Genomic DNA, 23453 nt, shown 5'->3' with positions numbered 1-23453 from the left:
GGTTGCGGCGGTCGGGCCCATGCATTCGAGCCTAGCGAGAAGCCGAAGCCGCAACTTTGCCGAAACTCCGTGGTTCTTTGCAGCCGGTTCGGATCCACGCGGAAGCGGCGTTCAATCGGGCATTCAAGCGCGAGTTCGGAATTTCGCCGGGACAAATTTCGGGGTCAGTTCAGGGGCGGATCGCGCTCCCGAGCGAGATGGGTTGGGGATGACGGGCCGGAGCGTATCCCCTCGGACGCGGCGTGAGAGGAAAACAAACCGGTACCGCAGTGATGGCCTTGCCGACGATCCGCGAGATCTCCTGGCTCCGATCTACCAGTAGATTAATCCCGTTCGCGTGGCGCTGACGCCACTTTTCGCAAGCATGGCTGCGATCTTTTGCTTCTCGGCGCAATGTGCAGCGAGGCTCTGGTACAGCCGTGCCTCGATGAAGGGGGCATGTTCCCCGTTAGTGGATGCTGCATTGGCGGTCGCGGATATCAGCGCACTGATTTGACGTATCAGCAGATCGTCTGTCGATGGCTGCATGACCTTCTCCTTCGATCTCGGTCCGACAAGTTGATTCCTGATTTCGGTTCTCGCAAATCAGCAAATGCCGGCTGCGACAGATTGCTTGCGCTTCTTTAGCGAGCGAGGCTGATCCTGCGCATCTCCAACAACCGAGCTCGACAGTATTCCCGGTAGAGCATGTTGATGAGCGTCCCCATGATCGACTCCATGTCTGATCACCGGGCAGTTTACGACGCCTTCGTTTCCGGATTTCTTCCTCGGCCGAGAAAATGGCTTCGCGCAAGGCGCGGAATATTTCATGCCCCCGCGGGCGACGAAACAGCCTCACGGTGCGGTGATTGGTATGCATCGTAGGTGTCGGACTGCGCCTGCGGCTCGACCCCTCGCGATCAGGCCCAGTACATCAGAACCTTGGCTCACCCGCTACGCACTCAGTCCTTCTTCTCTTCGTCATTAACGTATTTGCCGTCCTGGCCGATCTGCAGGTCGCGCTCCTCCTTCACGAGCGTGAGCAGCCTCAGCGTCAGGAAGGTGAATGCCGCGATCGTTACCGCGACATCGTAGCTGCCGAGCCCGACCGAAACGCCGATCGCGCCGGTGGCCCACAGACTTGCCGCCGTCGCAGTGCCCTGCACCGTGGCGCCCTGCTTGAGGATCGCGCCGCCGCCGATGAAGCCGATGCCGGTGATCACGCCCTCGATTACCTTCGACATGCCATCGGGAGAATTCACCATCCACTGTTCGCTGGCCTGCACGAAGCCGCAGCTTGCCAGGGCGACCAGCGGAAAGGTGCGCAGGCCTGCGCTCCGCGCCCGCTTTTCACGATCCCAACCGATCGGTATGGCCAGCACGAAAGCCGCCGCCAGCGTCAGAATATGAATGCCTATCTGAAATCGGTCCAAAAAAACCGCCCTTCTGAAACAAGGCCAGCGACCGCGCTACGGGCGTGTAACGCGGCAGTGCGCCTTACCGCGGGTTGCCGGCGAGGGGCGCGCTCGACGCCCCGCTTACGATCACGGCTTCGATCCGGTACTGCGGCAGCCGATGCTCAAGCGAATAGAAGACGCACAGCGCAAGGCTCGACCAGACGGCGAGGCTGAAATAAAGCGCCATCCAGGCCATCTCTTCCTTCCACTCGGCGATATCATGCGTCACGACCCAGCGAGTCATCACATCGCGCAGCCCCTCCCGCGGCGTCAGGCGCTTATCGCCATCGGCGTCTCCGGTCCGCCAGCGTTTGATATACATCGGCACGTCGACCGTCATGAGAAATGCCAGGTAGCCCGCAATGCCGGCGATGCTGACGGCGAGAATCACGCGGACCGCGCCGTTGAACTCCGGCAGCAGGCGACACAGCGCGACGCCGATGGCGAAGAAGGCGACCGCCCACAGCGAATTCTCGATCGCATTGCCGAGATAGTTTCGGGTCAGAACCGCATACCAGGACAGGCATTCCGCGATCAGGATGAGCGGAACGATCAGCCACGCGATGTTAATGACCGTTTCTGCCCCGGTCATCGTGCCGAGGTGATGCAGGATGATCGCCCATTGCGCCACGAAACACACTTCGGCGACGGTCGCCACCGACCGGCCGACCATGACGCTCGACAGCCAGGTGTCGAACAAACAGATCCGCTGCACGTCAGCGCGTGGCAGAAACGACCTGAAGGCGCAACCGAACACATAGGCCGCGCAGAACAGCAGCATGATCCCGATGCCAGACGCGCTGCCGGCAAATCCCGTCGGCTGGATAGGAAGCTCGCGGTACAGCACGAACCAGGCGGCGATGTTGACGCCGCTTACCACCGTCAACAGTCCCCACCACCGGGCCACAGGATTTGACCAGGCCAGGGAACCTGACCGCGCCTGCCATTCCAAGCTCATTCGTCGCTCCGCTGTATTCGAACTGACATTTAACTGTAATAATACAGTCACATGTCAAAGCCAATCGCGACGAGAGTGGGGCGGGCAAATGTGACAACCGGGCCTGCATCCTTCGAGACGCCGCGAAGCCTGTCATCGGGCGCGCATTCGCGCGATAGGCGGCTCCTCAGGATGAGGTTCTAGGCTTGTATTGGGGGTAAGATTTCACACGGGACGCGGAATGCGCGTAAGCGCCGCCTCCGGACGATGCTTCGCATCGCCGTGAGAACCACGAGGCCGCCGTCTTGGCCACATCCCTGATGCCAACGGCGAAGACGCCGCTTCTTAGGACAGAAACTTCACGCCGTAGGTCTTGCCGCGCCGCCAGACCACTTCGCAGGACTGGCGCGTCGAATGCTCGGGCACCAGCGCCAACTCAAAACTATCCCTGACATCGAAGGCCGCGTCGGTCACGATCTTGGCGCCACCCGGCGAGACGTCGAGGACGACGCATTCGATCTTCGTGATCCCGTTGTCGATTGTCATCCATGTCGGCCGCTTGCGCAGCTGGCGTCGCGGTTCGCGCTGCACCTTTGTCCTTTGTTCGTCGACAATCATCCTGCCCATCCGTCGTTGGACCCAGCCGGCCGGGTCTTCGAAGCGGGAGCTACCGTGAATGTAACTTCGTAAAGTTCCCTTAGCTTATCGATTCAAATTGCCCCGGTTTGATTGGCGAGTTGTAGGCCGTGCGCGCACAACCCTGCCGTCGCCATCGGTATCGCCACACTGGATTCACCGCCGCTGACGGCATCGCCCGGCGGCTTCCCTCCCACATCTATGCCGATGGCCATATGCATGGTGGGTAGGCTGCGCTTTGCCTATCCTACTGCCGCCCCTCAGAAATTCACCCGGTTCGAAATCGCGCCGTCGACGACGAGATTCGAGCCCGTGGTGAACGAAGAGGCGGGGCTCGCAAGAAATACCGCCGCATTAGCAATCTCTTGCGGCGTTGCCATGCGGCCGGTCGGGTTGCGCGCCAGCGCATCCTGATAGCGCTTGGGCATGTCGCGCTCGACCATGTTCCAGATACCGCCCTTGAAATAGACCGTGCCCGGCGACACCACATTGACGCGGATCTTCTTGCCCGCGTGTTGCCGCGCCAGCCCCTTGGCCATGTGGATCAGCGCCGCCTTGATCGGGCCGTATGAGCTGGCGGTGTCGGCCTGCGCGGCGGAGACCGACGAGATGATGATGAAGGCGGCGTCGCCGCTCTTGGCGCCGCTGGCCTCAAGAAACGGCTGCGCCGCCTCAAATGCATTGACGGCGCCGAGCACGTCGAGCCGAAAGTTTTGCTCCCAGGCGGCGGGATCGCCGCCTTGCGCCATCGCGCCGGCGTTGGAGAACAGCATGTCGAGGCTGCCGAGCTCTTTGGCTGCGTCCGCTATCCATGCTTTCAGCGCGGCGGCGTCAGTGACGTCGAGCGGCGCACCGGTCGCGCGCACGCCCTTCGCCTTGAGTTCGGCAACGGTGCCCGCCACCTGATCGGCATTGCGCGCACAGACGGCGACGCCCGAGCCTTCCGCGGCAAGCGTTTCCGCAATCGCCCGCCCGATCCCGCGCGTGCCGCCGAGCACGACGGCATTTCTGCCCTTCAATCCCAAATCCATTTTTGTTTTTCCTTGCGTTGATGCCGCCGCATTGTAGCGGTGCAGGTAACGCGCAAGAAAGATCAAAGTACAATGAGCGATGTACGGCGGGAAATCCTGCAGCTTCAGCGCACGCCCTCTCGACGAGGATTCGGCGCGCGGCCTTTTCCGGATCGGCGTAGGGCGGGCGGTGGCGTATTTCTTCAGGTACCCATTCTTGCCGGCTTGAATTTTGGCCGGACTTCCGCGCCCCGCTGGCCGCACACTTGGCAGGTGAATCGCGGCTCGATATCCGAGACGCGCATATCATCAAGCCAGCGGCCGGCGTCGCGCGACCGCAGACGCAATGGACAAGGATCTTCGTGGCGCGGCTTTCGCATCTCCGAAGAAGTTAACCTCGGCTGATGGTGTTAGCGCCGCTCGGGCTCTTTTGAGGAGCCTTCTTTTGAGGAGCCTGTGGTGTCGCTCCTAACAGCACTGGAGGAACCAGCCCCGGCGGGTCCGCCAGTCGCACCACCGGCGGCGGCAGCCGAGGCGTCGCCCGAACCGGCGCCTTGCCCGCTTTCCCGCGTACCGCTGGGACCCGCCGCGTCGCCCTTGGTGGCGCTGGAGGATCCCGCTCCGGCCGGTCCACCCGTTGCGCCGCCGGCAGCAGCGGCGTCGCCCGAACCACCAGCTTGTGCAAGCGCGAGTGTGGAACCGAGCATCAGGACTGAGGACAAAGCAATTGTTGCGAGCTTCATGGGTTGTCCTTTCATAGAGGTAAGACAACCAGCGGCTTTATTCGAACGTTCCGAACAGACGCAAAATCTCCCGGCAATCCCGATTGTGGCCGTTCTTGATGTTCGGAAAAGTAAGCGGCTTCGTGGGCTGGGCGAGCACCGCGCTCGGTCGGAATGCCGTTCGCATCTCGGCCGGCCGGCGCGCTCCACGGCCCGCCTTCAAGACTTTGCGTTCTTTGTTTCCGACGTTTCCCGGCCCTTCTCGCGTCAAGGCGGCTCCCAAGTTGCAATTCCGATTTCCTTGATTGCTTGAGCGGAAATATCCGAGGGCTCGCGGATGCCAGTCTGTGCCACTTCGATAATTTTCTTTGCGAGCAACTCGGCCAGCGGATCGTCTCGATCAGCAATGCCGACGGTGCGCAATGCTTGCTCGTAAGCACTCGTCAAGCGGCTGATCTCTTCAGGTCCCATCGGCATATTTTGCAGCAGGCGATAAATGGGCATCGGTTATCCCCTTGGTTTGGCCCTAAGGGGAACTCGGGCCGCGAATCCGAGTGTTCTGTTCAGTATTGAACAGACATTACCAATTTATCCCGATCTTATCGAGGCGCCAGATGGATCCCACTACCCTGTCTGGCTGATTGGAATGGGAATACTACGACGGCCTCAGCGCGATTCCTGCGCTGGGGCCATTTTCTTCACATGGTCAGCTTATGCACGCGGTCAGGTTCATCGAACCGCAGATCCTAATTTAATATCTTCCGTGCATTGCGACTGAGCCTCTCTCCCATATCTCTGCGGCTTCGACAGAGCAACAAGCGTTACTTTCATGATCGCTGGGGCACGTCATGCTGAGTGAGTGGGAGAAAATGTCGGTTGAAGAACTGTTCGAACTGCACCAACTGATGCAGTCAGTTCTTCGTGAAAAATTGATCGCCAAGCAGAAGTTGCTGGAAGATCGATTGCGTCAGCTCAACCAGTCCCCCGATAGTGATGGTGGGAAGGACGGCCGGCCATAGTTGGTATTATAGTCGTTGGTCTTTCGTCAGACGCTCGCTTCGCGCGCAGGGCTCCCTCTTTGCATCGAACTAGCTCCCGCAGAGTTGCAAGCTCCGCAAATTTCTGGAGTAGCTCATGGTTATCTTTTTCCAATTGATACAAGTAGTAGCCTGCGGATTGGACTTTCACCGTCATCAGAGCCTCCCTCCCACGCGCACCTTGCACCCGTGGTCAAAGGATACCGTTTTCGTGCCGAGAAGTTCCTAAGTCATTGCCGATTTTTCCCGCTATGGACGGAAGTATGCCTCGCGGGAATCTGCGAGGGGCAGTCAGCTCTGAATGAAGGCAGCTTCCAGGCGTCACCATTGGCGCCACACTTCACAATCCGGAGGTAACCACAAACAGCGGGCCTGCGGCTCCCGCCGGTCGGACATCCGGAAGTACTGTCTTTGACAGATCCCCGGCCATATCTGCCAAGTATTCGACGGGCTCAATCTGGGCATCCGCAATGTCCAGCAGCTTCGATCCTTCTTTGTCGTCGAAGGAAAGCTTCACCATCGCGCCAAGGCAGGCGGCCCTCTGAGTATCAGGCGGTCTCCGTCCCCTTCTTCTCCCGGGTTTGCCATGCTGGGATTTCCCGAGACGTGAGCAAGATTAAATCCAATCGGTGGACGTGTATTTAATTAGATTAAATGCGATCTATCACAATATATGACAGGGTAGGTAACGTCCGTGTTTGACGCCAAAATCGTAGTGTCCTCAGCGGTGTGCAATTCGTGAACCGTTCGATCTCCACTGGGTTATCGATCCAGGTCATTTGGAGGAGGATTCGGCATGCGCTTTGGGCTCGCGTTGATTTTCATGTTACTCACCGGACCGGCCTTGGCCGATCCATGGAAAGACGAAAGCGGCAAGGGCCGATGGGGATATGGCTATGAGCGCGGCCAACGCGCCTACAACATGGATCGAGAGTACAAGCAGGAATTCTACCGGGGCGGCTGCAAGATCGAGCGCAAGTGGGAGCGCGACGGCAGCTACAAGGAAGAGACGAAATGCAAGGGCTACCGTTAGCCCCGCGGTAGTCGAACCCGCTACGTGTTTTCTGTGCGACGACACGAGTTGGGTTTGTGGCGATCATCCTGGCCGGCCATCTCGCGGTACACCGACCGTGCTTCAAAATGGGCAGTGCGTTTTGCCCATCTTACGGCTGCGGAGTGATTTGCCCTAGCGCAAGGACATTTTACGCAGTTGCCCGCGACAAACTGGCACGAGACCCAAATCACTTCTGATTTTCAGAAATCGCGTCAAGCCCCGGAAGCAAAAATATTCCGCTTCCGTTTTCACCCAAATCAGTCGCATAACTCCGCCCGTCTCACGGCAAGATGAGGGGCGGCGGCCACGTCACGAACGCGCGGTGAGATGCGATGGACGCAGATGGCGCGAGAGACGTTGCGCGCCGCAAGCGTACGGCGAAGTCGTGTGGTTCTGATGCCGCGGTGCTGGCGTTAAGTCGGCGAAGCAGGTTTTCGCTGGCGATGGTGGCAATAAAGCCGTTCACCAGGAAGAGCACGAAGTAAGCCGTAAAGCCATTGCGCAGGGAAGGCCGGAGTGTTTCCGCTGTACCTGTATGCTCGTGTGCGTTTCCTTTTGCGCAAGCAGCACACGAGACCGCGGGTGCAGCCAGCACCCGGTCTTCCCTGCGCCCTCCGACTTTGATGAGGGCAAAGAAGATGCAAAACCTCGGGCGTGATGCGTCGCGAGATCGCGAAGCTGTATCCACGTCATTGCGAGCGCAGCGAAGCAATCCATTTATCCCCGAGCCGACGTGGATTGCTTCGCTGCGCTCGCAATGACGATCTGGAGACAGCAGTGATCGAACCGAAAAGCTGCGGCGTACTGGATCGTTTGCTTTTGCGAAGGACGATGATCGACTGCTACTCCGGCGCAGCCCCAACGGGCGGGCCGCCCGGCGGACGATGCAGAAACGTAATGGTCACATACGCACCGACCCACGAACCTATGCCTGCAAAAGCAACATAGACCCAGTTGTCGGTGTAACTGATGACGGCGTATGACGAGAGCAGATACCAGATGCTGCTCCATGTTGCCGCCGGCACGCGTTTGCGCGCCACTACCGCCGAGGTGAACATGACGTACACTGCATCCGTTCCGGCGGTTGCAAGAAAAACGGCACCTGCCGTCAGGGGATCGATGGCAGCCATTGCAACTCCTTCGCTGGTTAGGGACGTAGCCTGGATGGAGCGCGAGAGAAATCCAGGACGATCTTACCAAGCGGATCGCCCTGACCTGGATTGCGCGGAGCCTGTCATCAGGCGCGCATTCGCGCGACCCGTTGATACCCTCCGGGCTACGCTTGCTCGAACACAATCTGAAGCACGCAAAGGCATCAGGCGCCAGTGAAAGGACGTTAATGCAAAGCCCCCGCGAAATCCTTTCCGATATCTGGACCTCCGTCGGCGGCGAAGCTTCCGCGCTCGACGCACTTACGCTGACCGGCGAGGGGCCACAACTGCCGTCCTCGTTTCGCGTCGCTGCCGCCGCACAAATCAGCGTCGCGACAAGCGCGCTCGCCGCGGCCGCGATCTGGAAAATGCGCAGCGGCGAGGCGCAGGAAGTCACCGTCGATATGCGCCACGCCGTGGTCGAATGCCGGAGCGAGCGTTATCTCCGCGTCGACGGCAAGCCGCCACCGCCGGCCTGGGATGCGATCGCCGGCACCTACAAAACCCGCGACGGTTTCGTGCGGCTGCACACCAATTTTCCGCATCATCGCGACGCCGTTTGTCGCGTGCTGAACTGCCAGGCGGAGCGTGACGCCGTTCAGGCCGCTCTGCTGCAATGGGACGGCGAAGCGTTCGAGACCGCAGCCTATGCGGGCGGCGCCGTCGTCGCCTTCATGCGCTCTCACGACGAATGGTCGGCGACGCCCCACGCCAGGGCGCTGGCCGGATTGCCGCTGATCTCGATCACGAAAATCGGCGAAGCTGCACCAAAGCGGTGGCCGAGGGGCAAACGGCCGCTTGCCGGCATTCGCGTGCTCGACCTGTCGCGCGTGATCGCGGGGCCGGTCGCGGGGCGAACGCTCGCCGCGCATGGCGCCGACGTGCTGCTGATCTCAGGGCCCGAACTGCCGGCGATTCCGTGGCTCACCATCGACACCGGCCGCGGCAAGTTGACGAGCTTTGTCGAACTCAAGAACGAGCAGGGGCGCACGGCTTTGCGTGAACTGCTGCGAGAGGCGGATATTTTTTCGCAGGGCTATCGGCCGCGCGCGCTCGCAAGCCTTGGCTTCCCGCCGGAAGACGCCGCGCGCATCAATCCCGGCATCATTTATGTCACGTTGTCGGCCTATGGTCATGCCGGGCCATGGGCGGAGCGGCGCGGCTTCGACTCGCTGGTGCAGACCGCGACCGGCTTCAACCATGCGGAGGGGCAGGCCGCCGGCATCGTTGGGCCGAAGGAATTGCCGGCGCAAATGCTCGATCACGCCACCGGCTACTTCATGGCGTTCGGCGCCATGATGGCGAAAGCGCGTCGGGCGCGTGAAGGCGGCAGTTGGCACGTCCAGGTGTCGCTGGCGCAGACCGGACGCTGGCTGTGGAATCTCGGACGAGTCCCGGGCGGGCTGGATACCCGTGATCTTACGGGGGAGGCGGTGCTGCCCTTCATCGAGGAGGTGGATTCAGGTTTTGGCGTGCTGCGGTCGGTCAGGCATTCAGCGATTCTGTCGAAAACGCCTGCGTTTTGGGCCCGTCCGGCGATGCCGCTCGGCAGCCATCCACCGCAATGGCCGGCTCGGGAATGACAGTGCTGCCAACCGTTCGGAACTTTAACTGCGTCCGGAGGGGCTGCTTTCCTGTTTTTTCGGTTGTGCAGAACGCTGTTTAGGCACTATAGGCCATGGCTGAGACAAATTGTCGCTGATCGGTTCCCGCCCCGCATGCCTAACGAATTTGCCAAGCGAATGCAGATCATGAGCCCGAAACGCTGGGCCGTGGCCATCGCCCTGGTGGCGTTGGCCGGGGCGGCCGCCTATGGCACGACCCAGATCGGCGGCTCAAAGCGCGGGCATTCGGAGATATCGAGCCAGTCCCGCAAGGGGCTGCAGCGCTACACGCCGAGCCCGGCCGAATGGGCCAGCCTGACTATTCAGCCCGTCACCGAACGCGGCTTCCGCGCCGAGCACGTCACCGAAGGCAAGATCGCGATCGACGAAGATCGCTCGACGCCGGTGTTCTCGCCCTATGCCGGCCGCGTCACCAGGCTGCTGGCCAAGCCGGGCGACACCGTCGTCAAGGGCCAGCCGCTGTTCGTGATCGAGACCGCCGACAACATTCAGGCGCAAAACGATTTCATCGCGGCCATGACCGCGATGAACAAGGCGAAGTCCGCGCTCGATCTGGCGGAGCTGCAGGGACAGCGGGCCAAGGATCTGTTCGAGGGCAAGGCCGTTCCGCTGAAGGACTATCAGCAGAGCCAAGCGACCTTGATCCAGGCGCAGAACGACATGCGGTCCTCGCAGACCGCGCTGGAAGCCGCGCGCAACAAATTGCGTCTGCTTGGCCTCACCGACGAGGACATCGCGACTTTCCAGGAAAAGGGCCGCATCAATCCCGAAATCACTATCTTCGCGCCAATCGGCGGCACCGTGGTCCAGCGCAAAATCGGTCCGGGCCAGTACGTCAATGCGGGCGCCAGCGATCCCGTCTATGTGATCGGCGACCTCTCGACCGTCTGGCTCACGGCCTTCGTCCGCGAAAGCGACTGCGCCGATGTCGCGATCGGGCAGGACGTGACCTTCAACGTGCTGGCGCTGCCGGGCCGTTCGCTGTCCGCGCGGATCAACTACGTCGCCACCGCGATTGATCCGGCAACGCGGCGGCTCTTGGTGCGCGCCACCATCGACAACAAGAACGGTACGCTGAGGCCCGAGATGTTCGCCAACGTCACCATCTATTCGGCGGGCGACCGTCCGGCGGTCGGCGTGCCGAAGCAGGCGCTGATCTATGAGGGCGATCAGGTCCGGATCTGGGTCGCGCATGCCGACAAGACGATTGAACTGCGTCAGATCAAGCCCGGCCTCACCAATGGCGATCTCGTCGAGGCGGTCGGCAATTTGAGGCCCGGCGAGCAGATCGTCACCAAGGGCGCACTCTTCATTGATCGTGCCGCGTCCGGCAGCTGATCCCTCATTGAAAGCTTCGATCTGTGGATCGCCTGGTCGCCCTAGCAGTCAGCCGCCGATATTTGATGGTCGGCATGTTTATCGCGGTGCTGGTCGGCGGCCTGATCGCATTCAAGCAGCTCAATATCGAAGCCTATCCCGATCCGACCCCGCCCATGGTCGATATCGTGACGCAGAGCCCGGGCCTGTCGTCGGAAGAGATCGAGCGTTACATCACGATCCCGATCGAGACCCAGGTCGCCGGCATCAAGAATCTGCGTACTATCAGAACTATCTCGCTGTACGGATTGTCCGACGTCAAACTGCAATTCTCGTTCGATTACACCTATGAAGAGGCGTTGCAGCAGGTATTGAACCGCCTGGCGCAATTGCCGCCGCTGCCAGGCAATGTGCAGCCGACCATCTCGCCGCTCAGCCCGATCGGCGAGATTTTTCGTTACCGCTTAAAAGGCCCGCCGAATTACAGCGTGCTCGACCTCAAGACGCTGCAGGACTGGGTGCTGCAGCGCCGCTTCCGCGCCGTACCCGGAGTGATCGACGTCACCGGTTGGGGCGGCAAGACCAAGACCTATGAGCTGCAGGTCGATTTCAACAAGCTGGTCGCCAACGGGCTGACATTGCCGCAGGTGCTGCAGGCCGTTTCCAACGCCAACATCAATGTCGGTGGCAACACCGTCAACATCGGCGCGCAATCGGCCGTGGTGCGCGGCGTTGGCCTGATCCGCTCGATCGACGATCTCAACAACACCATGGTGTCGCAATCGGGCGGCAATCCGGTGCTGGTACGCGATATCGCCCATGTCACGATCGGGGAGAAGCCGCGGCTCGGCATTGCCGGCCTCGACCAGGACGACGACATCGTGCAGGGCATCGTCTTGATGCGGCGCGGCGAGCAGAGCTCGCCGACGATTGCCCGGGTCGAAAAGCTCGTTCGCGAGATCAACAATTCCAGCGTGCTGCCGCCCGGCGTCAAGATCGAGCGCATCTACGACCGCAAGGATCTGATCGACCTCACCACGCATACGGTGCTGCACAACATGGTGGTCGGGATCATCCTGATCGTGCTGCTGCAGTGGGTATTCCTCGGTGACCTCCGCAGCGCGCTGATCGTCGGCGCGACGATCCCGTTTGCGCTGTTTTTCGCGGTCATCATCCTGGTGCTGCGCGGCGAATCCGCCAACCTGCTGTCGGTCGGCGCGATCGATTTCGGCCTGATCGTCGATGCCACCGTGATCATGGTGGAGGCGATCTTCCGGCGGCTGACCCTGACGACTGCGCTGTCGGAAGTCGAGCAGAGCCATATCTCCTTCGAGACCACGATGGGCATCAAGAGTCACGCGATTCTCTCCGCGGCTGCCGACGTGTCGCGCTCGATCTTCTTCGCCGCCGCCATCATCATTGCCGCCTTCCTGCCGCTGTTCACGCTGAGCGGCGTTGAAGGCAACATCTTCGGGCCGATGGCGCGGACCTATGCCTATGCGCTGGCGGGCGGACTGATCGCGACCTTTACGGTGACGCCGGCTTTGAGCGCGATCATCCTTCCCTCACATCTGCATGAAGGCGAGACTTGGGTCGTGAAGCAACTCGACCGGCTCTATGTGCCGGTGCTGAAATGGGCGATTATCAACCGCAGGATCGTGCTCGCCGGCGCCGCCGGTCTGGTCCTGATGACCATCGTGTTCGCGCGGATGCTCGGACTGGAATTCCTGCCCAAGCTGGAAGAAGGCAATCTGTGGATCCGCGCCACGCTGCCGCCAACCATTTCGCTGCAGGAGGGCAACGCCTACGTCAACGAGATGCGCAAGATGATCCGCGCGCGGCCCGAAGTGGAATCGGTGGTTTCGCAGCACGGCCGCCCCGACGACGGCACCGACGCCGCCGGCGTGTTCAATGCCGAATTCTTCGCGCCCCTAAAGCCCATCAGCGAATGGCCTGATACCCGCGACAAGGACGAATTGACCGTGCAACTATTGGGGCAATTGCAGGACAAATTCCCCGGGGTCGAATTCAACTTCTCGCAATATCTGCAGGACAACGTGTCGGAAGCGGTGTCGGGCGTCAAGGGCGAGAATTCGATCAAGCTCTACGGCAACGATCTGCAGGCGCTCACCGATACCGCCAACAAGATCAAATCCGTGCTCGGCACCGTGCAGGGCGTCACCGATCTTGCGGTGTTCACTTCACTTGGCCAGCCGACGATCCAGATCGATATCGATCGCGCGCGGGCGGCGCGTTATGGCCTGTCGCCCGGCGATATCAATGCCACTATCAAGGTCGCGGTCGGCGGCGACAGCGCCGGCGATCTCTATGAACCCGGCAGCGACCGGCATTTCCCGATCATCGTTCGTCTGGCGCCGGAATATCGCAAGAGCGCTGAGGCGATCCACAATCTGCGGATTGGGGTAGCCGGGCAGGGCGGAGCGATCACGCAGATCCCGCTCAGCGAGGTCGCCTCGATCAATTTGATCTCGGGCGCCGCCTACATCTATCGCGAAGGGCAGGAGCGCTATCTGCCGATCAAGTTCTCGGTGCGTAACCGCGACCTCGGCAGCGCGATCCATGAAGCGCAGGACAAGGTCGCCGAGCAGGTCCAGCTTCCGCCGGGGTCGCGGATCGAATGGGTCGGCGAATTCGGCAACCTCAAGGACGCTATCCGGCGGCTATCGATCGTGGTGCCGATCAGCCTCGCGCTGATCGGCGTGCTCCTGTTTTTTAATTTCGGATCGATGGTCGACACGCTGCTCGCGATGAGCGTGATCCCGATGGCGATCTTCGGCGGCGTGCTCGGATTATTCATCTCAGGCATTCCCTTCAGTGTCTCAGCCGCGATCGGCTTCATTGCATTGTTCGGCATCGCCGTGATGGACGGCATCATCATCCTGTCGCAGTACAATCAGCTGATCGACGAAGGCTATGAGCGGATTCGGGCGGTGATCCGCACCGGCGAATTGCAACTGCGGCCGGTGCTGATGACCTGCGTGGTCGCCGGCGTCGGGCTATTGCCGGCGGCGGTCTCGGAGGGGATCGGTTCGCAGGTGCAAAAGCCGCTGGCGATCGTGGTCGTCACCGGCATGATGCTGGCGCCGCTCGTCATCCTGGTGACGCTGCCGGTGCTGATCTCGGTGTTCTCGCGCCGCGCGCGCTAAAGGCAATGAAGACTGCGACCCGAGAAGTGAGGCGCGGGAACGGTTCAGTAATGCAGCCGGGCTATCGAACCGGTATCGTCCCAATTTGACTAATCAATAGCCCGCCCGGAATATCTCGCCATCCTGGAATCACTTCATGCGAAAATTTTCACAGAAATTCAAAACCGGCGCGTCGGTCGTTGCCGTAGTCGTCGTGCTGCTCGGCGTTTACAGCTACCGCAAGCTTCAGGCGCTGGCTGCTGATCCCACGGGGGACAAGGATTGCGGGCCCGCGGTCGGCGGCGAAGAGGCGAAAATTGATCTGGAGCGGATCAAGGCGATTGCGCCGCTGAAGGACGTGAAATGGTCGCAGCTTGGCGGCAGCATCAATGATGCGAGCTGCCTCAGCAAGACCGAAATCTACGGCGTGGTTGCGGTGCGCAGTGTCGAGGATATCGCCAAGACGTTGGCCTTTGCGCGCGACAACAAGCTCTCGGTGACCACCGCCGGCGTGCGCCACAGTATGGGCGGACAGGCGTTCCGCAAGGGCGGCATCGTGCTCGACATGCGCGACTTCAACAAGATCGTTCTGAATGAGAGCTCGCGATCGGTCACGGTGCAGCCGGGCGCGACCTGGCACGATATTCAGAACGTGCTGCATCCGCGCTTTGCGGTTCGCGCCATGCAGTCGACCGATATCTTCACCGTCGGTGGCTCGATTTCAGTCAATGCCCACGGCATGGACCATCAGGCCGGTGCGCTCGCCAAATCGATCAAGTCGATGAAGGTGATGCTGGCGGATGGTTCGCAGCAAACGGTATCGGCAACCGAGAATGCGGATCTGTTCAATCTCGTGGTCGGCGGCTACGGCCTGTTCGGCGTCATCGTCGAGGCCGAGCTCGACATCGCGGACAACCTTGTCTATCAGACCGGCCGCCGCTTGATGGACTACAAGGAATTTCCCGCGCTGTTCGCTGGCGAGATCGAGAAGAACGCCGATATCGGCCTGATGTACGGCCATCTCTCGACCGCGCCGAGCAGTTTTCTGAAGGAGCTGCTGCTCTATACCTACACAAAAGTCGACGGCAGCGACTTCAAGCGACAGCCGCTCGGCGAAGTGTCCGGCGTCAAGCTGCGCCGGCTCACGGTCAATCTCGCCAAGCAGGGGCCGCTGTTTCAGGAAGTGAAATGGCTTTCGGAGAAGCACATCGAGCATCGCATGGAAAACTGCACAGTGACGCGGGCGCAGGCGATCGGGTCGGCGGAGGCCTGCCTCGTCAACCGCAACGACCCGATGCACGATTCCGTGCCTTACTTGCGCAACTCATTGCCTGACGATACCGATATCCTGCACGAATATTTCATCCCGCGCAGCCAGTTCATCTCGTTCGTCGACGGCATGCGCAAGGTGCTGACCGACAACAAGACCAACCTCTTGAATGCGTCGGTGCGCGTGGTGTATCAGGAAGACAATTTCCTGACCTATTCGCCGGAGCCGGCGTTCTCGCTGGTGCTCTACATCAACCAGACCACGGATGAAGACGGCAACCGGCGCATGAAGAAGACAACCGAGGAACTGATCGATCTTACCATCGCGCACAAGGGCAGATTCTTCCTGCCCTACCAGCTCTATTATTCGAAGGATCAGCTGCAGCGCTCGTATCCGCAGATCAACGACTTCTTCGCGGCGAAGCGGAAGTATGATCCGGGTGAGCTGTTCACGAACACGTTCTATCAGAAGTACGCGTCGTAGCTTCGCAAGTTTCTCCAAACTCTTCGCGTCATTGCGAGGAGCAAGGCGACGACGCAATCCATGGTTCACCTAGCCGAGATATGGATTGCTTCGCGGAGCCTGTCATCCGGCGGCGCTACGCGCCGACCGGGTGGCTCGCAATGACAGCGGCAGGCCGCTGCAGCCGCCGGCTTGTTCCGCGTCGAGTACCAGCAGGGCGCCTGCCGCGTAGAGACGGGCGACGAAGCCGGCATCATCGGAGCGGGCGATGGTGAAGTAATCGTTTGAGGCGAGGATCCGTCCATTGGCCTTTGCGATGGCTGCCAGCGTTTGCGACGGTGGACCAACAATCGCCATCGACTTGCCCGGAGCGGAGCCAAAAGTCAGCGCAACGACCACAGCTAGCCAGCCGAAGATAACGAGCGCAATGGCGCCCGCAATCCGGCACGATCGGCCGGCTCTGCGCTGACATCCGTCAGTAATCGTAGAAGTGCTCAATGCTTGCACCCCTGGCCTTGAGCTCGCGGTTGATGTCGACAAGCTTGTCGATCCTAGCCTTCAGGCCGGTCCGGCTAAAGCCAGGCCGCGCATCCAGCTCCAGTGAGAACAGCTCCGTCGTCCCCTTGATATCGAGTTTCGCGGCACCGGGGGCAATCACCGTGATGAGGATGTCGTGATTGCCCGCGACCTCCGCAATGCCATATCCCTTATCTAACAGGCTCTGGACAATCTCGCTAAAATCCTTGTAGCGCGGCGTCTGCACCAATTGCCATTGCGCGGTCAGCGTGCGGACCGGCTTGATCCGCGGCTCCCTTGCCAGCACTTCGGGCGGCAATGTCGCGACCACGAACATGATGTCGCGCGGCTCGTTGTCGTTGCTGGCGTCGAGCGCCTTCTGGATCAGCGAGGCATAGCCGATCTTGACGAAATATTCGGCGCCGAGCGCGAAGTCGCGTTCCCAGCTGCGCAAGCTGCTTGGCGTCGGCGCCGAGATCGCGAACAGGTCCTGGAGCTTCTCGCGGAACGGATATTTGTACCAAGGGATGGTGTGGAGGAAGGCGGCATAGTCCTGCAGCACGGCGCGGCCGAATTCGTCCTGCGGCGTACGCTTCTCGCCCCTGATCCATTCGAACACGCGGCCGATGGTGTTCTCGTAAAATCCCTTGATGGCGTATTCGACGGAATAGCTGACGCCGATGACGTAAATCATCGTCTTCACCTCGGCGAGCGATTCTCCCGTCGCAGGGACAGCTCGGTTGATGGTGCAGAAGCTCCGCCAGAACCCGAAGATGTGGCTAAGATAACCAAATTGGCTTTCACTGGAGCGGTCGAGGAAGCGGCCGAAATCCTCGAAGGAATAGACGATGTACCACTCGGGAAAAGTAAAGTACGTGTTGTTCAGCTTGCGCCGGTAACCCGGCTCATCGATGGCGGGTAGCGCCACCGCCGGCGCTGTCGAGGCCGACGTGCTGGCCTCGGGCCGGCAGACGCCTTCGATATAGGTCAGCGGCACAAGCACCGTCAGTGCAATCAGGATTGCGACGACAGCGAGAATGCGCCGCAGCCAGTTAAGCATGAACGACGGTCCGCGTCCGCGGCGCGAGCAGATAGCCGATCACGATCGCCACGCCGCCAAGACCGAGATGCGGGGCGTTGGCGAAAAACCGCGTCGAGAGCGGCAGGTTGAGCACGCCGTTGATCAGGATGCCGAAATCGAGATAGCCGCTGCCGGTCAAGAGGCCGAGCACGCCGTCGGCGAAATAGAACACGCCGAATAGTTGAAAGAACAATTCGGAGGCGCGGCGTGAAGTCATCGCCGCCGCGGCCGCCCATAGCGCCGAGACGAGGTGTAGCCCGTCGGCATACCAGGTGCGGCGAAACAGGCCGAAAATCATATCGTTGGCGTCGATGAAAGCCGGGATGTAGCCGGTAAGAATCACGAAGCCGAGCAGGGCGGCATAGCCCCAGGCGCACAGTCTGATGACGTCCATGATGTCTCCGGCCAGGTCGAATCTCTGCCCAGTCTAGAGTTTTGCAAGCGTCTTGAGCAGGGCATCGTTGAACATGCCGGGATCCTCGATCTGCGGAATATGGCGGAGCGCCGACAGCAATGTCAGATCCGTATCAGGCGGCAACAGCGTTTTGAGATCGCGCGCCTGCTCGACCGGAGTAATGCTGTCCTTGTCACCCCGCAAGATCGCGACCGGGACCTCCAGCTTCGCATAGCGTTGCGGTCAGCGCTTGCCGTGGGAGAGAATACAACCTACTGCCCGGACGGCGTCCGCAACCCGTGCCAGGCGTCGCGCACCTGATGGTAGTGCACTTCGGGCAGATAATCGGGCGTATTGAGGCCGAGATTCCTGACATCCAGCCGGCCGATGGCACTAAGCAGGGTGTAGGAGGCGATCACGCGGTCGCGCTGAGCGCCGATGAGCCGGGCCTTGGCCAGAATCAGGTCTTGCTGCGCGTTCAGCACGTCGACGGTGGTGCGCTGGCCGCCGGCCGCTTCCCTTTGCACGCCCTCCAGCGCGACGGTCGCGGCGCGGACTTCGGCTTCGGACGCAGTGACCGCAATCTTGGCGCCTTCGTTGGCGACCCAGGCGCCGACCGCGGCGGTGCGGGCCTGGTTACGGACCTGGTCCAGCACCTGCCGGCTTTGAGTTGCGATTTCCTTGGCCTGCCGGGTCTGGGAGGCGGCCATGCCGCCATCATAGATCGGCTGGGTGAGCTGAGTCGTTACGGAAGCCTGGTCTGTCCCAAAGGTGCCGAGCGTGGGATCGGACTGCTTGCTGCGGCTGGCGCTGCCCTGCAACGTGATGGTCGGCATCAGGCTGCTCTCGGCTACGCGGATCGAGGTTGAGGCGACATCAAAATCAAAGCTTGCCGCCATCACCGCCGGATGCTCGCGGAAGGCAAGCCCCGTGGCATCGTCGCGGCTGCGCGGCAGCAAACGGTCCACGGTGTCAGCGGGGCGGAGCGTGTTGGGCGCGTTGCCAATGACCTGACGATAGGTCGCCTGGCTGACCGCCAGATTGACCTCGGCGGCGTTCAAATCAGCGCGGCCACGGCTTAAACGCGCCTCGGCCTGCGCGGCATCAGTGGGCGTGACATCACCGGCATTCAGCCGCTTCTGGGTAATGCTGAGCGTTTCCTGCAGGAACGCCACGTTGGCGCGTTGCGCTTCGACGAGCGATTGGTTGGCGAGAACATTGGTGTAGACCGTGACTGCATCGAGCAGCACGCCCTGACCGACATTGCGCAACGCCTCGCGACCGGACTTCACCTGCAGTTCCGCCACGCGGACGCTGTTGGCGGTCTTGAAACCGTTGAACAATGTCTGGGACACGGTCACCCCGATGGTCCAGGGCTTCAGGTTCGCCGACTGGACGGTGTTGTCGGGCAGCAAGTTGCGCACCGCCTGAAAGCCGGCGGAGAGAGTAGCGATGATCTGCGGCCGATAACCCGAGAGCGCCTGCGGCACGTTTTCATCCGTCGCGCGCTGGCGGGCGCGTTCGGCATTGAGGGCGGGGTTGGTCTGGTAGGCCTTGGCAAGCGCCTCGGGCAGGCTTTCGCCATGCGCGGCCGGTGCCGCGAAGACGAGACAAGCAACGTAAATGCTCGATCGAAGCAACCGTCTTTCAACGTGGCCAACTATAGCGGCGCGCCTAGCCATTTGATCCCGTAGTCAACACGAGAACGTGATAACCCTGTTTCGAGCCATCCCGCTCTATCTGTTTATTTGGGCATGATCTTCGGGGAACGCCGGTTGCCCGTTATTCCCGATCATGCACTGCCCGTCAGCACCGGCAGCCGCGGTTCGTCTACCTGTTTAGGGGGCGTCGCCGCTACAGGCAAACTGCCGCGCGACATCAGTACATTAATTCGGTGAAATACGCGCTTGGCTGTTGCCGGTTCGTCACAGACAAAACTTCGCGACAAATGCGCTATGCTCAACTGGCTGGCGTCCGATTCAGGGCGATTGGCTCTCCAGCTCTGCCCCGGATTCGCAACTGATGCCAAAGCTGTTTTCCGACCCCGAAGCGATCGCGGAGGATATCATCCGCGATGTCGGAACCGATCTCGTAGTCGGCCTGCCGCTTGGGCTTGGCAAAGCGAATCATATCGTCAACGCGCTGTATGCGCGCGCCGCCGCCGATCGCTCGATCAAGCTCACTTTGTTTTCTGCGCTGACGCTGGAAAAACCGCGGGCCTCGAGCCTGCTCGAACGGCGCTTCATCGATCCGGTGATCGATCGCCTATTCGGCGGTTATCCAGATCTCGCTTATGCCAGCGCGTTGCATGCGGGTGAATTGCCGCCCAATATCCAGGTCATCGAATTCTTCTTCCTCGCCGGCAAATGGCTGCACGTGCCTTCCGCCCAGCAGCATTACATCTCCGCGAACTATACCCATGCTTCGTCCTATCTGCTCACGCGCGGTCTGAACGTTGTCACGCAGCTCGTTGCGAAACGTGTTGTCGATGGCAAGACACGCTACAGCCTGAGCTGTAACACCGACACCACGCTCGATGTTTTGCGTGCTCGCAGCGAGGGGCAGGCGTCATTCAAGCTGATCGGCCAGGTCAATTCCGAGCTGCCGTTCATGCCGGGGGCTGGCGATCTGCCGGCGGATGAATTTTCCGCAGTCCTCGACAGCACCGCGACGGAGTTTCCGCTGTTCGCCCCACCGGCCGAGCCGGTCAGCGACACCAAATACGCGATCGGACTTCACGCCGCGAGCCTCGTCCCCGACGGCGGCACGCTGCAGATCGGCATCGGGCAGGTCGGCGATGGCCTCGCACAGGGGCTGATCGTCCGTCATCGCGATAATGCGCAGTTCCGCGCCGTCATGAAGCGGCTTGCGCCTGATATCGAGCCTGCGCATGCCGGACCGTTCGAGAAGGGACTTTACGGCGTCAGCGAAATGCTGATCGAGGCGTTTCTCGGCCTGATCAATGCCGGCATTCTCAAGCGCGAGGTCGACGGCGTGACGCTGCACGGCGCTTTCTTCCTCGGGCCGAAATCGCTCTATCGCGCACTGTGCGAAATGCCGGACGAGCAGCTCGCGCGCATCCAGATGATGCCAGTGTCCTTCACCAATGAACTCTACGGGGACGAAGAAGCCAAGCGGCGGGCGCGTGTCGGCGCGCGCTTCGTCAACAACGCGATGATGGCGACGTTGATGGGTGCGGCGGTCTCCGACGGCCTCGACAACGGTCAGGTCGTCAGCGGCGTCGGCGGCCAGTACAATTTCGTCGCGCAGGCCTTCGCGCTGCAAGGCGCGCGCTCGGTCCTCACGCTGGAAGCGACGCGGCAGGCGGGCAGAGAGACGCACTCGAACATCCGCTGGAACTACGGTCACGAGACCATCCCGCGACATCTGCGCGACGTCTTCGTCACCGAATACGGTGTTGCCGATATCAGGGGCAAATCGGACGCCGAGACGATTGCGGCCATGCTGGCGATTACCGATTCGCGTTTCCAGGACGAGCTGGCCAGGGTCGCGAAGGATGCCGGCAAGCTGCCCAAGCAGCATGAAATTCCGCGCGCCCATCGCGAGAATTTTCCGGAGCGGATCGCGCAAGCCTTAAAGCCCGCGCGTGAGGCCGGGTTGTTGCCGCCGTTCCCGTTCGGCAGCGATTTTACCGAAGTCGAGCAGCGGCTGATCCCGGCGCTGCAGCTATTGCGGGAAGCGCAGCGAAGGCCGCTGCTTCTGCCTGGATTGCTGTGGCAGGGAATGACGCAGCCGCCGGATGCGTTGAAGCGCGAGTGTCTGGCGCGATTGGGTCTCGATCGACCAATAACGTTTGCCGAGCGCGCCTATCGAGCGCTCGTCAATGCGGCGCTGACGAGGAGTGGGGCGCGGTAGCGCCAATCGCCGTCATTGCGAGGAGCTCGCGACAAAATTGCAAAGCAATTTTGCGCTGAAGCGACGAAGCAATCCATGCTTCCGCTTGTGGCACTATGGATTGCTTCGCTACGCTCGCAATGACGAATGTCACCTGTTCTTGTTCACCGGTTTGCGCTTCTCGATGAACGCGGCCATGCCCTCGGCGCGGTCTTCCAGCGCAAAGGTCGAGTGGAACAGGTTGCGCTCGACATTCATGCCTTCCGAGAGCGGCGTCTCGAATGCGCGGTTGATGGCTTCCTTGGCCATGGCCGCGGCGGGACGCGACATCGAGGCGATCTTTTCCGCCGCGGCGATCGCTTCTTCCATCAGCTTGTCCGCCGGAACGACGCGGCTAACGAGACCGGAACGCTCGGCTTCCGCCGCATCCATCATGCGTCCGGTGAGACACAGATCCATCGCCTTGGACTTGCCGATCGCGCGCGTCAGCCGCTGCGTGCCGCCGATGCCGGGGATGGTGCCGAGCGTGATCTCGGGCTGGCCGAACTTTGCAGTGTCGGCGGCGATGATGATGTCGCACATCATCGCGAGCTCGCAGCCGCCGCCGAGCGCATAGCCGCTGACAGCCGCGATCGTCGGCTTGCGGCAGGTCGCGACACGGTCGCCGCCGATGGCGGTGAAATCGCTGGAGAACATGTCGATGAAGCTTTTCGGCTTCATTTCCTTGATGTCGGCGCCGGCGGCGAACGCCTTTTCGCTACCGGTGAGCAGGATGCAGCCGATCTTGTCGTCGGCCTCGAGATCGTCGACGGCGGCCGCAATCTCGCGGAACACGCCGAACGACAGCGCATTGAGCATTTTCGGCCGGTTCAGCGTGATAATCCCGACCGGGCCTTTGCTCTCGACTATGATGTATTCGAACGTCGCCATGATCCACCCCGGCACAATCGATCTGGCGGGCAATGTGCCCGCTGCCGGGGTTGGCTTCAAGTGGGCGGGGAGGTCCGGAAGCAGCCGCCGCGGCGTCCGGACCTCCGATCATTACGCCATGAACATGCGCGCGGCGGATGCCACCGTCAGCAGCGCGCCGAAGGCGATGAAGATCTTCCCGATCAGCGAGGTCTTGTCGAGCGTGGAACTGTCGTTGCTGGCCTGTGCGACGGTCTCCGATCCTGCCCTGGAGGTCGAGGCCAACACAAGCGTCTGTGTGGCAGCCGTCTCCGAGGCGACGGGAGTCTCCTGCAGCGCCCGATCGACATCGTTGAGCTGGTCGGAGGGAACCACGCCAGCCTCGGCAGACTCCTGTGCGTCGGCCGGCTTGTCCGCCGCCGCTTGCAGGACGGTGTTGGCCTTTTCGGACATGGCGGCCGACATGCCATTGGCGCTATCGGGCGGCGCATCGGCCGTCGTCATTTGCGCATTGGCGTTGGCGAGCCATTCGGGGATCGCGCGCGGCGCGGCGCTACTCGCATCCGCAACCTGCTTTTCCTCGGCCTTCTTGCTTTCGTCCGATTTCGCCGCCGCGCGGGTGGATTTGCGATCGGTATGGCGCTTCTTCAGGTGACGCGAACCCTGCCTGTCGGACTGGCCGGAGGCCGCACTCTCCGATTTGGAGACCGTGGCGTCATCTGCGCCCGCGGCTATCGCCGGCGCAGATCCTGCCAAGCTCACCAGAAGCCCTGCCGCAAAAAGCATGGCCGATCTCGCGCTGGCTTTGATCGTCATGTGGAATCTCCCCATTAGCCGCCGCCCAGCGGCGAAATGAGACCCCGCCGGTGTCTACAGCACGGCGGAAAGAGGGAAT

Annotated in this window: 21 protein-coding genes; 7 read left to right on the top strand and 14 right to left on the bottom strand. The window is 61.3% G+C overall.

Annotation, left to right across the window (positions count from 1 at the left end):
• Positions 1–312: 312 nt before the first annotated feature.
• The 6 genes from J6524_RS23045 to J6524_RS23020 all read right to left on the bottom strand — a co-directional run bounded on the left by J6524_RS23045 (position 313) and on the right by J6524_RS23020 (position 5245).
• Entirely contained in the window at positions 313–528 is a 216-nt protein-coding gene (locus J6524_RS23045) for a hypothetical protein (RefSeq protein ID WP_225674736.1), read from the bottom strand.
• A 413-nt stretch (positions 529–941) separates the two neighbouring features.
• Positions 942–1412 carry an MgtC/SapB family protein gene (locus J6524_RS23040; RefSeq protein ID WP_225674734.1) on the bottom strand — a complete coding sequence of 157 codons (471 nt, stop codon included), beginning with the start codon at positions 1410–1412 and terminating at the stop codon, positions 942–944.
• A 64-nt stretch (positions 1413–1476) separates the two neighbouring features.
• The gene (locus tag J6524_RS23035) at positions 1477–2394 is read right to left on the bottom strand and encodes a hypothetical protein (protein ID WP_225674732.1); all 918 of its coding nucleotides are present in this window, start codon (positions 2392–2394) and stop codon (positions 1477–1479) included.
• Positions 2395–2718: 324 nt separating this feature from the next.
• Complete coding sequence (locus J6524_RS23030; RefSeq protein WP_225674730.1) at positions 2719–2991, bottom strand: PilZ domain-containing protein; 273 nt, start codon at positions 2989–2991, stop codon at positions 2719–2721.
• A gap of 278 nt (positions 2992–3269) precedes the next feature.
• The gene (locus tag J6524_RS23025; protein ID WP_225674728.1) at positions 3270–4040 is read right to left on the bottom strand and encodes an SDR family NAD(P)-dependent oxidoreductase; all 771 of its coding nucleotides are present in this window, start codon (positions 4038–4040) and stop codon (positions 3270–3272) included.
• Positions 4041–5008: 968 nt separating this feature from the next.
• The gene (locus tag J6524_RS23020) at positions 5009–5245 is read right to left on the bottom strand and encodes a hypothetical protein (protein WP_225674726.1); all 237 of its coding nucleotides are present in this window, start codon (positions 5243–5245) and stop codon (positions 5009–5011) included.
• A 344-nt stretch (positions 5246–5589) separates the two neighbouring features.
• On the opposite strand from J6524_RS23020, the gene J6524_RS23015 reads away from it, so the two are divergent.
• Both J6524_RS23015 and J6524_RS23010 read left to right on the top strand, forming a co-directional pair.
• Positions 5590–5760 carry a hypothetical protein gene (locus J6524_RS23015; RefSeq protein WP_225674724.1) on the top strand — a complete coding sequence of 57 codons (171 nt, stop codon included), beginning with the start codon at positions 5590–5592 and terminating at the stop codon, positions 5758–5760.
• 814 nt (positions 5761–6574) lie between these two features.
• Positions 6575–6811: a hypothetical protein gene (locus J6524_RS23010; protein ID WP_225674722.1), complete on the top strand. Its 237-nt coding sequence runs from the start codon at positions 6575–6577 to the stop codon at positions 6809–6811.
• 863 nt (positions 6812–7674) lie between these two features.
• Here the strand turns inward: J6524_RS23010 and J6524_RS23005 are convergent.
• A complete protein-coding gene (locus J6524_RS23005; protein ID WP_225674720.1) occupies positions 7675–7962 on the bottom strand; it encodes a hypothetical protein in 288 nt (95 codons plus the stop codon).
• Between the two features lie 209 nt (positions 7963–8171).
• Here J6524_RS23005 and J6524_RS23000 point away from each other — a divergent pair, with 209 nt between their 5' ends.
• The 4 genes from J6524_RS23000 (at position 8172) to J6524_RS22985 (ending at position 15824) form a co-directional block, all read left to right on the top strand.
• Complete coding sequence (locus J6524_RS23000; protein WP_225674718.1) at positions 8172–9566, top strand: CoA transferase; 1395 nt, start codon at positions 8172–8174, stop codon at positions 9564–9566.
• Between the two features lie 159 nt (positions 9567–9725).
• Positions 9726–10946 (top strand): efflux RND transporter periplasmic adaptor subunit, encoded by a 1221-nt coding sequence (locus J6524_RS22995; protein WP_376712068.1) that lies wholly within the window; start codon positions 9726–9728, stop codon positions 10944–10946.
• 23 nt (positions 10947–10969) lie between these two features.
• A complete protein-coding gene (locus tag J6524_RS22990; RefSeq protein ID WP_225674714.1) occupies positions 10970–14092 on the top strand; it encodes an efflux RND transporter permease subunit in 3123 nt (1040 codons plus the stop codon).
• 136 nt (positions 14093–14228) lie between these two features.
• On the top strand, positions 14229–15824 hold the full coding sequence (locus tag J6524_RS22985; RefSeq protein WP_225674712.1) for an FAD-binding oxidoreductase: 1596 nt from the start codon (positions 14229–14231) through the stop codon (positions 15822–15824).
• Between the two features lie 102 nt (positions 15825–15926).
• Here J6524_RS22985 and J6524_RS22980 read toward each other — a convergent pair whose 3' ends face one another.
• The 5 genes from J6524_RS22980 to J6524_RS22960 all read right to left on the bottom strand — a co-directional run bounded on the left by J6524_RS22980 (position 15927) and on the right by J6524_RS22960 (position 19476).
• Positions 15927–16202 (bottom strand): hypothetical protein, encoded by a 276-nt coding sequence (locus tag J6524_RS22980; protein WP_225674710.1) that lies wholly within the window; start codon positions 16200–16202, stop codon positions 15927–15929.
• A 76-nt stretch (positions 16203–16278) separates the two neighbouring features.
• Complete coding sequence (locus tag J6524_RS22975) at positions 16279–17379, bottom strand: hypothetical protein (protein ID WP_225674709.1); 1101 nt, start codon at positions 17377–17379, stop codon at positions 16279–16281.
• Complete coding sequence (locus J6524_RS22970) at positions 17372–17794, bottom strand: hypothetical protein (protein ID WP_225674707.1); 423 nt, start codon at positions 17792–17794, stop codon at positions 17372–17374. Before J6524_RS22970 ends, J6524_RS22975 begins: the two co-directional genes overlap by 8 nt.
• Before the next feature lie 33 nt (positions 17795–17827).
• Complete coding sequence (locus tag J6524_RS22965) at positions 17828–17998, bottom strand: alpha/beta fold hydrolase (RefSeq protein WP_225674705.1); 171 nt, start codon at positions 17996–17998, stop codon at positions 17828–17830.
• A 68-nt stretch (positions 17999–18066) separates the two neighbouring features.
• Entirely contained in the window at positions 18067–19476 is a 1410-nt protein-coding gene (locus J6524_RS22960) for a TolC family outer membrane protein (RefSeq protein WP_376712063.1), read from the bottom strand.
• 340 nt (positions 19477–19816) lie between these two features.
• Between J6524_RS22960 and J6524_RS22955 the strand changes: the two genes are divergently transcribed.
• Positions 19817–21670 carry an acetyl-CoA hydrolase/transferase C-terminal domain-containing protein gene (locus J6524_RS22955; RefSeq protein WP_225674701.1) on the top strand — a complete coding sequence of 618 codons (1854 nt, stop codon included), beginning with the start codon at positions 19817–19819 and terminating at the stop codon, positions 21668–21670.
• Between the two features lie 129 nt (positions 21671–21799).
• Here J6524_RS22955 and J6524_RS22950 read toward each other — a convergent pair whose 3' ends face one another.
• Together J6524_RS22950 and J6524_RS22945 are read right to left on the bottom strand one after the other, a co-directional pair.
• Complete coding sequence (locus J6524_RS22950; protein ID WP_225674699.1) at positions 21800–22579, bottom strand: enoyl-CoA hydratase; 780 nt, start codon at positions 22577–22579, stop codon at positions 21800–21802.
• A gap of 111 nt (positions 22580–22690) precedes the next feature.
• Entirely contained in the window at positions 22691–23374 is a 684-nt protein-coding gene (locus J6524_RS22945) for a hypothetical protein (RefSeq protein WP_225674697.1), read from the bottom strand.
• Positions 23375–23453: the final 79 nt, after the last annotated feature.

This window comes from Bradyrhizobium hereditatis (assembly GCF_020329435.1).
Lineage (GTDB): Bacteria > Pseudomonadota > Alphaproteobacteria > Rhizobiales > Xanthobacteraceae > Bradyrhizobium > Bradyrhizobium hereditatis.
Note: the sequence above shows the minus strand (reverse complement) of the source record. Positions and strands in the feature narration are given on the sequence as shown.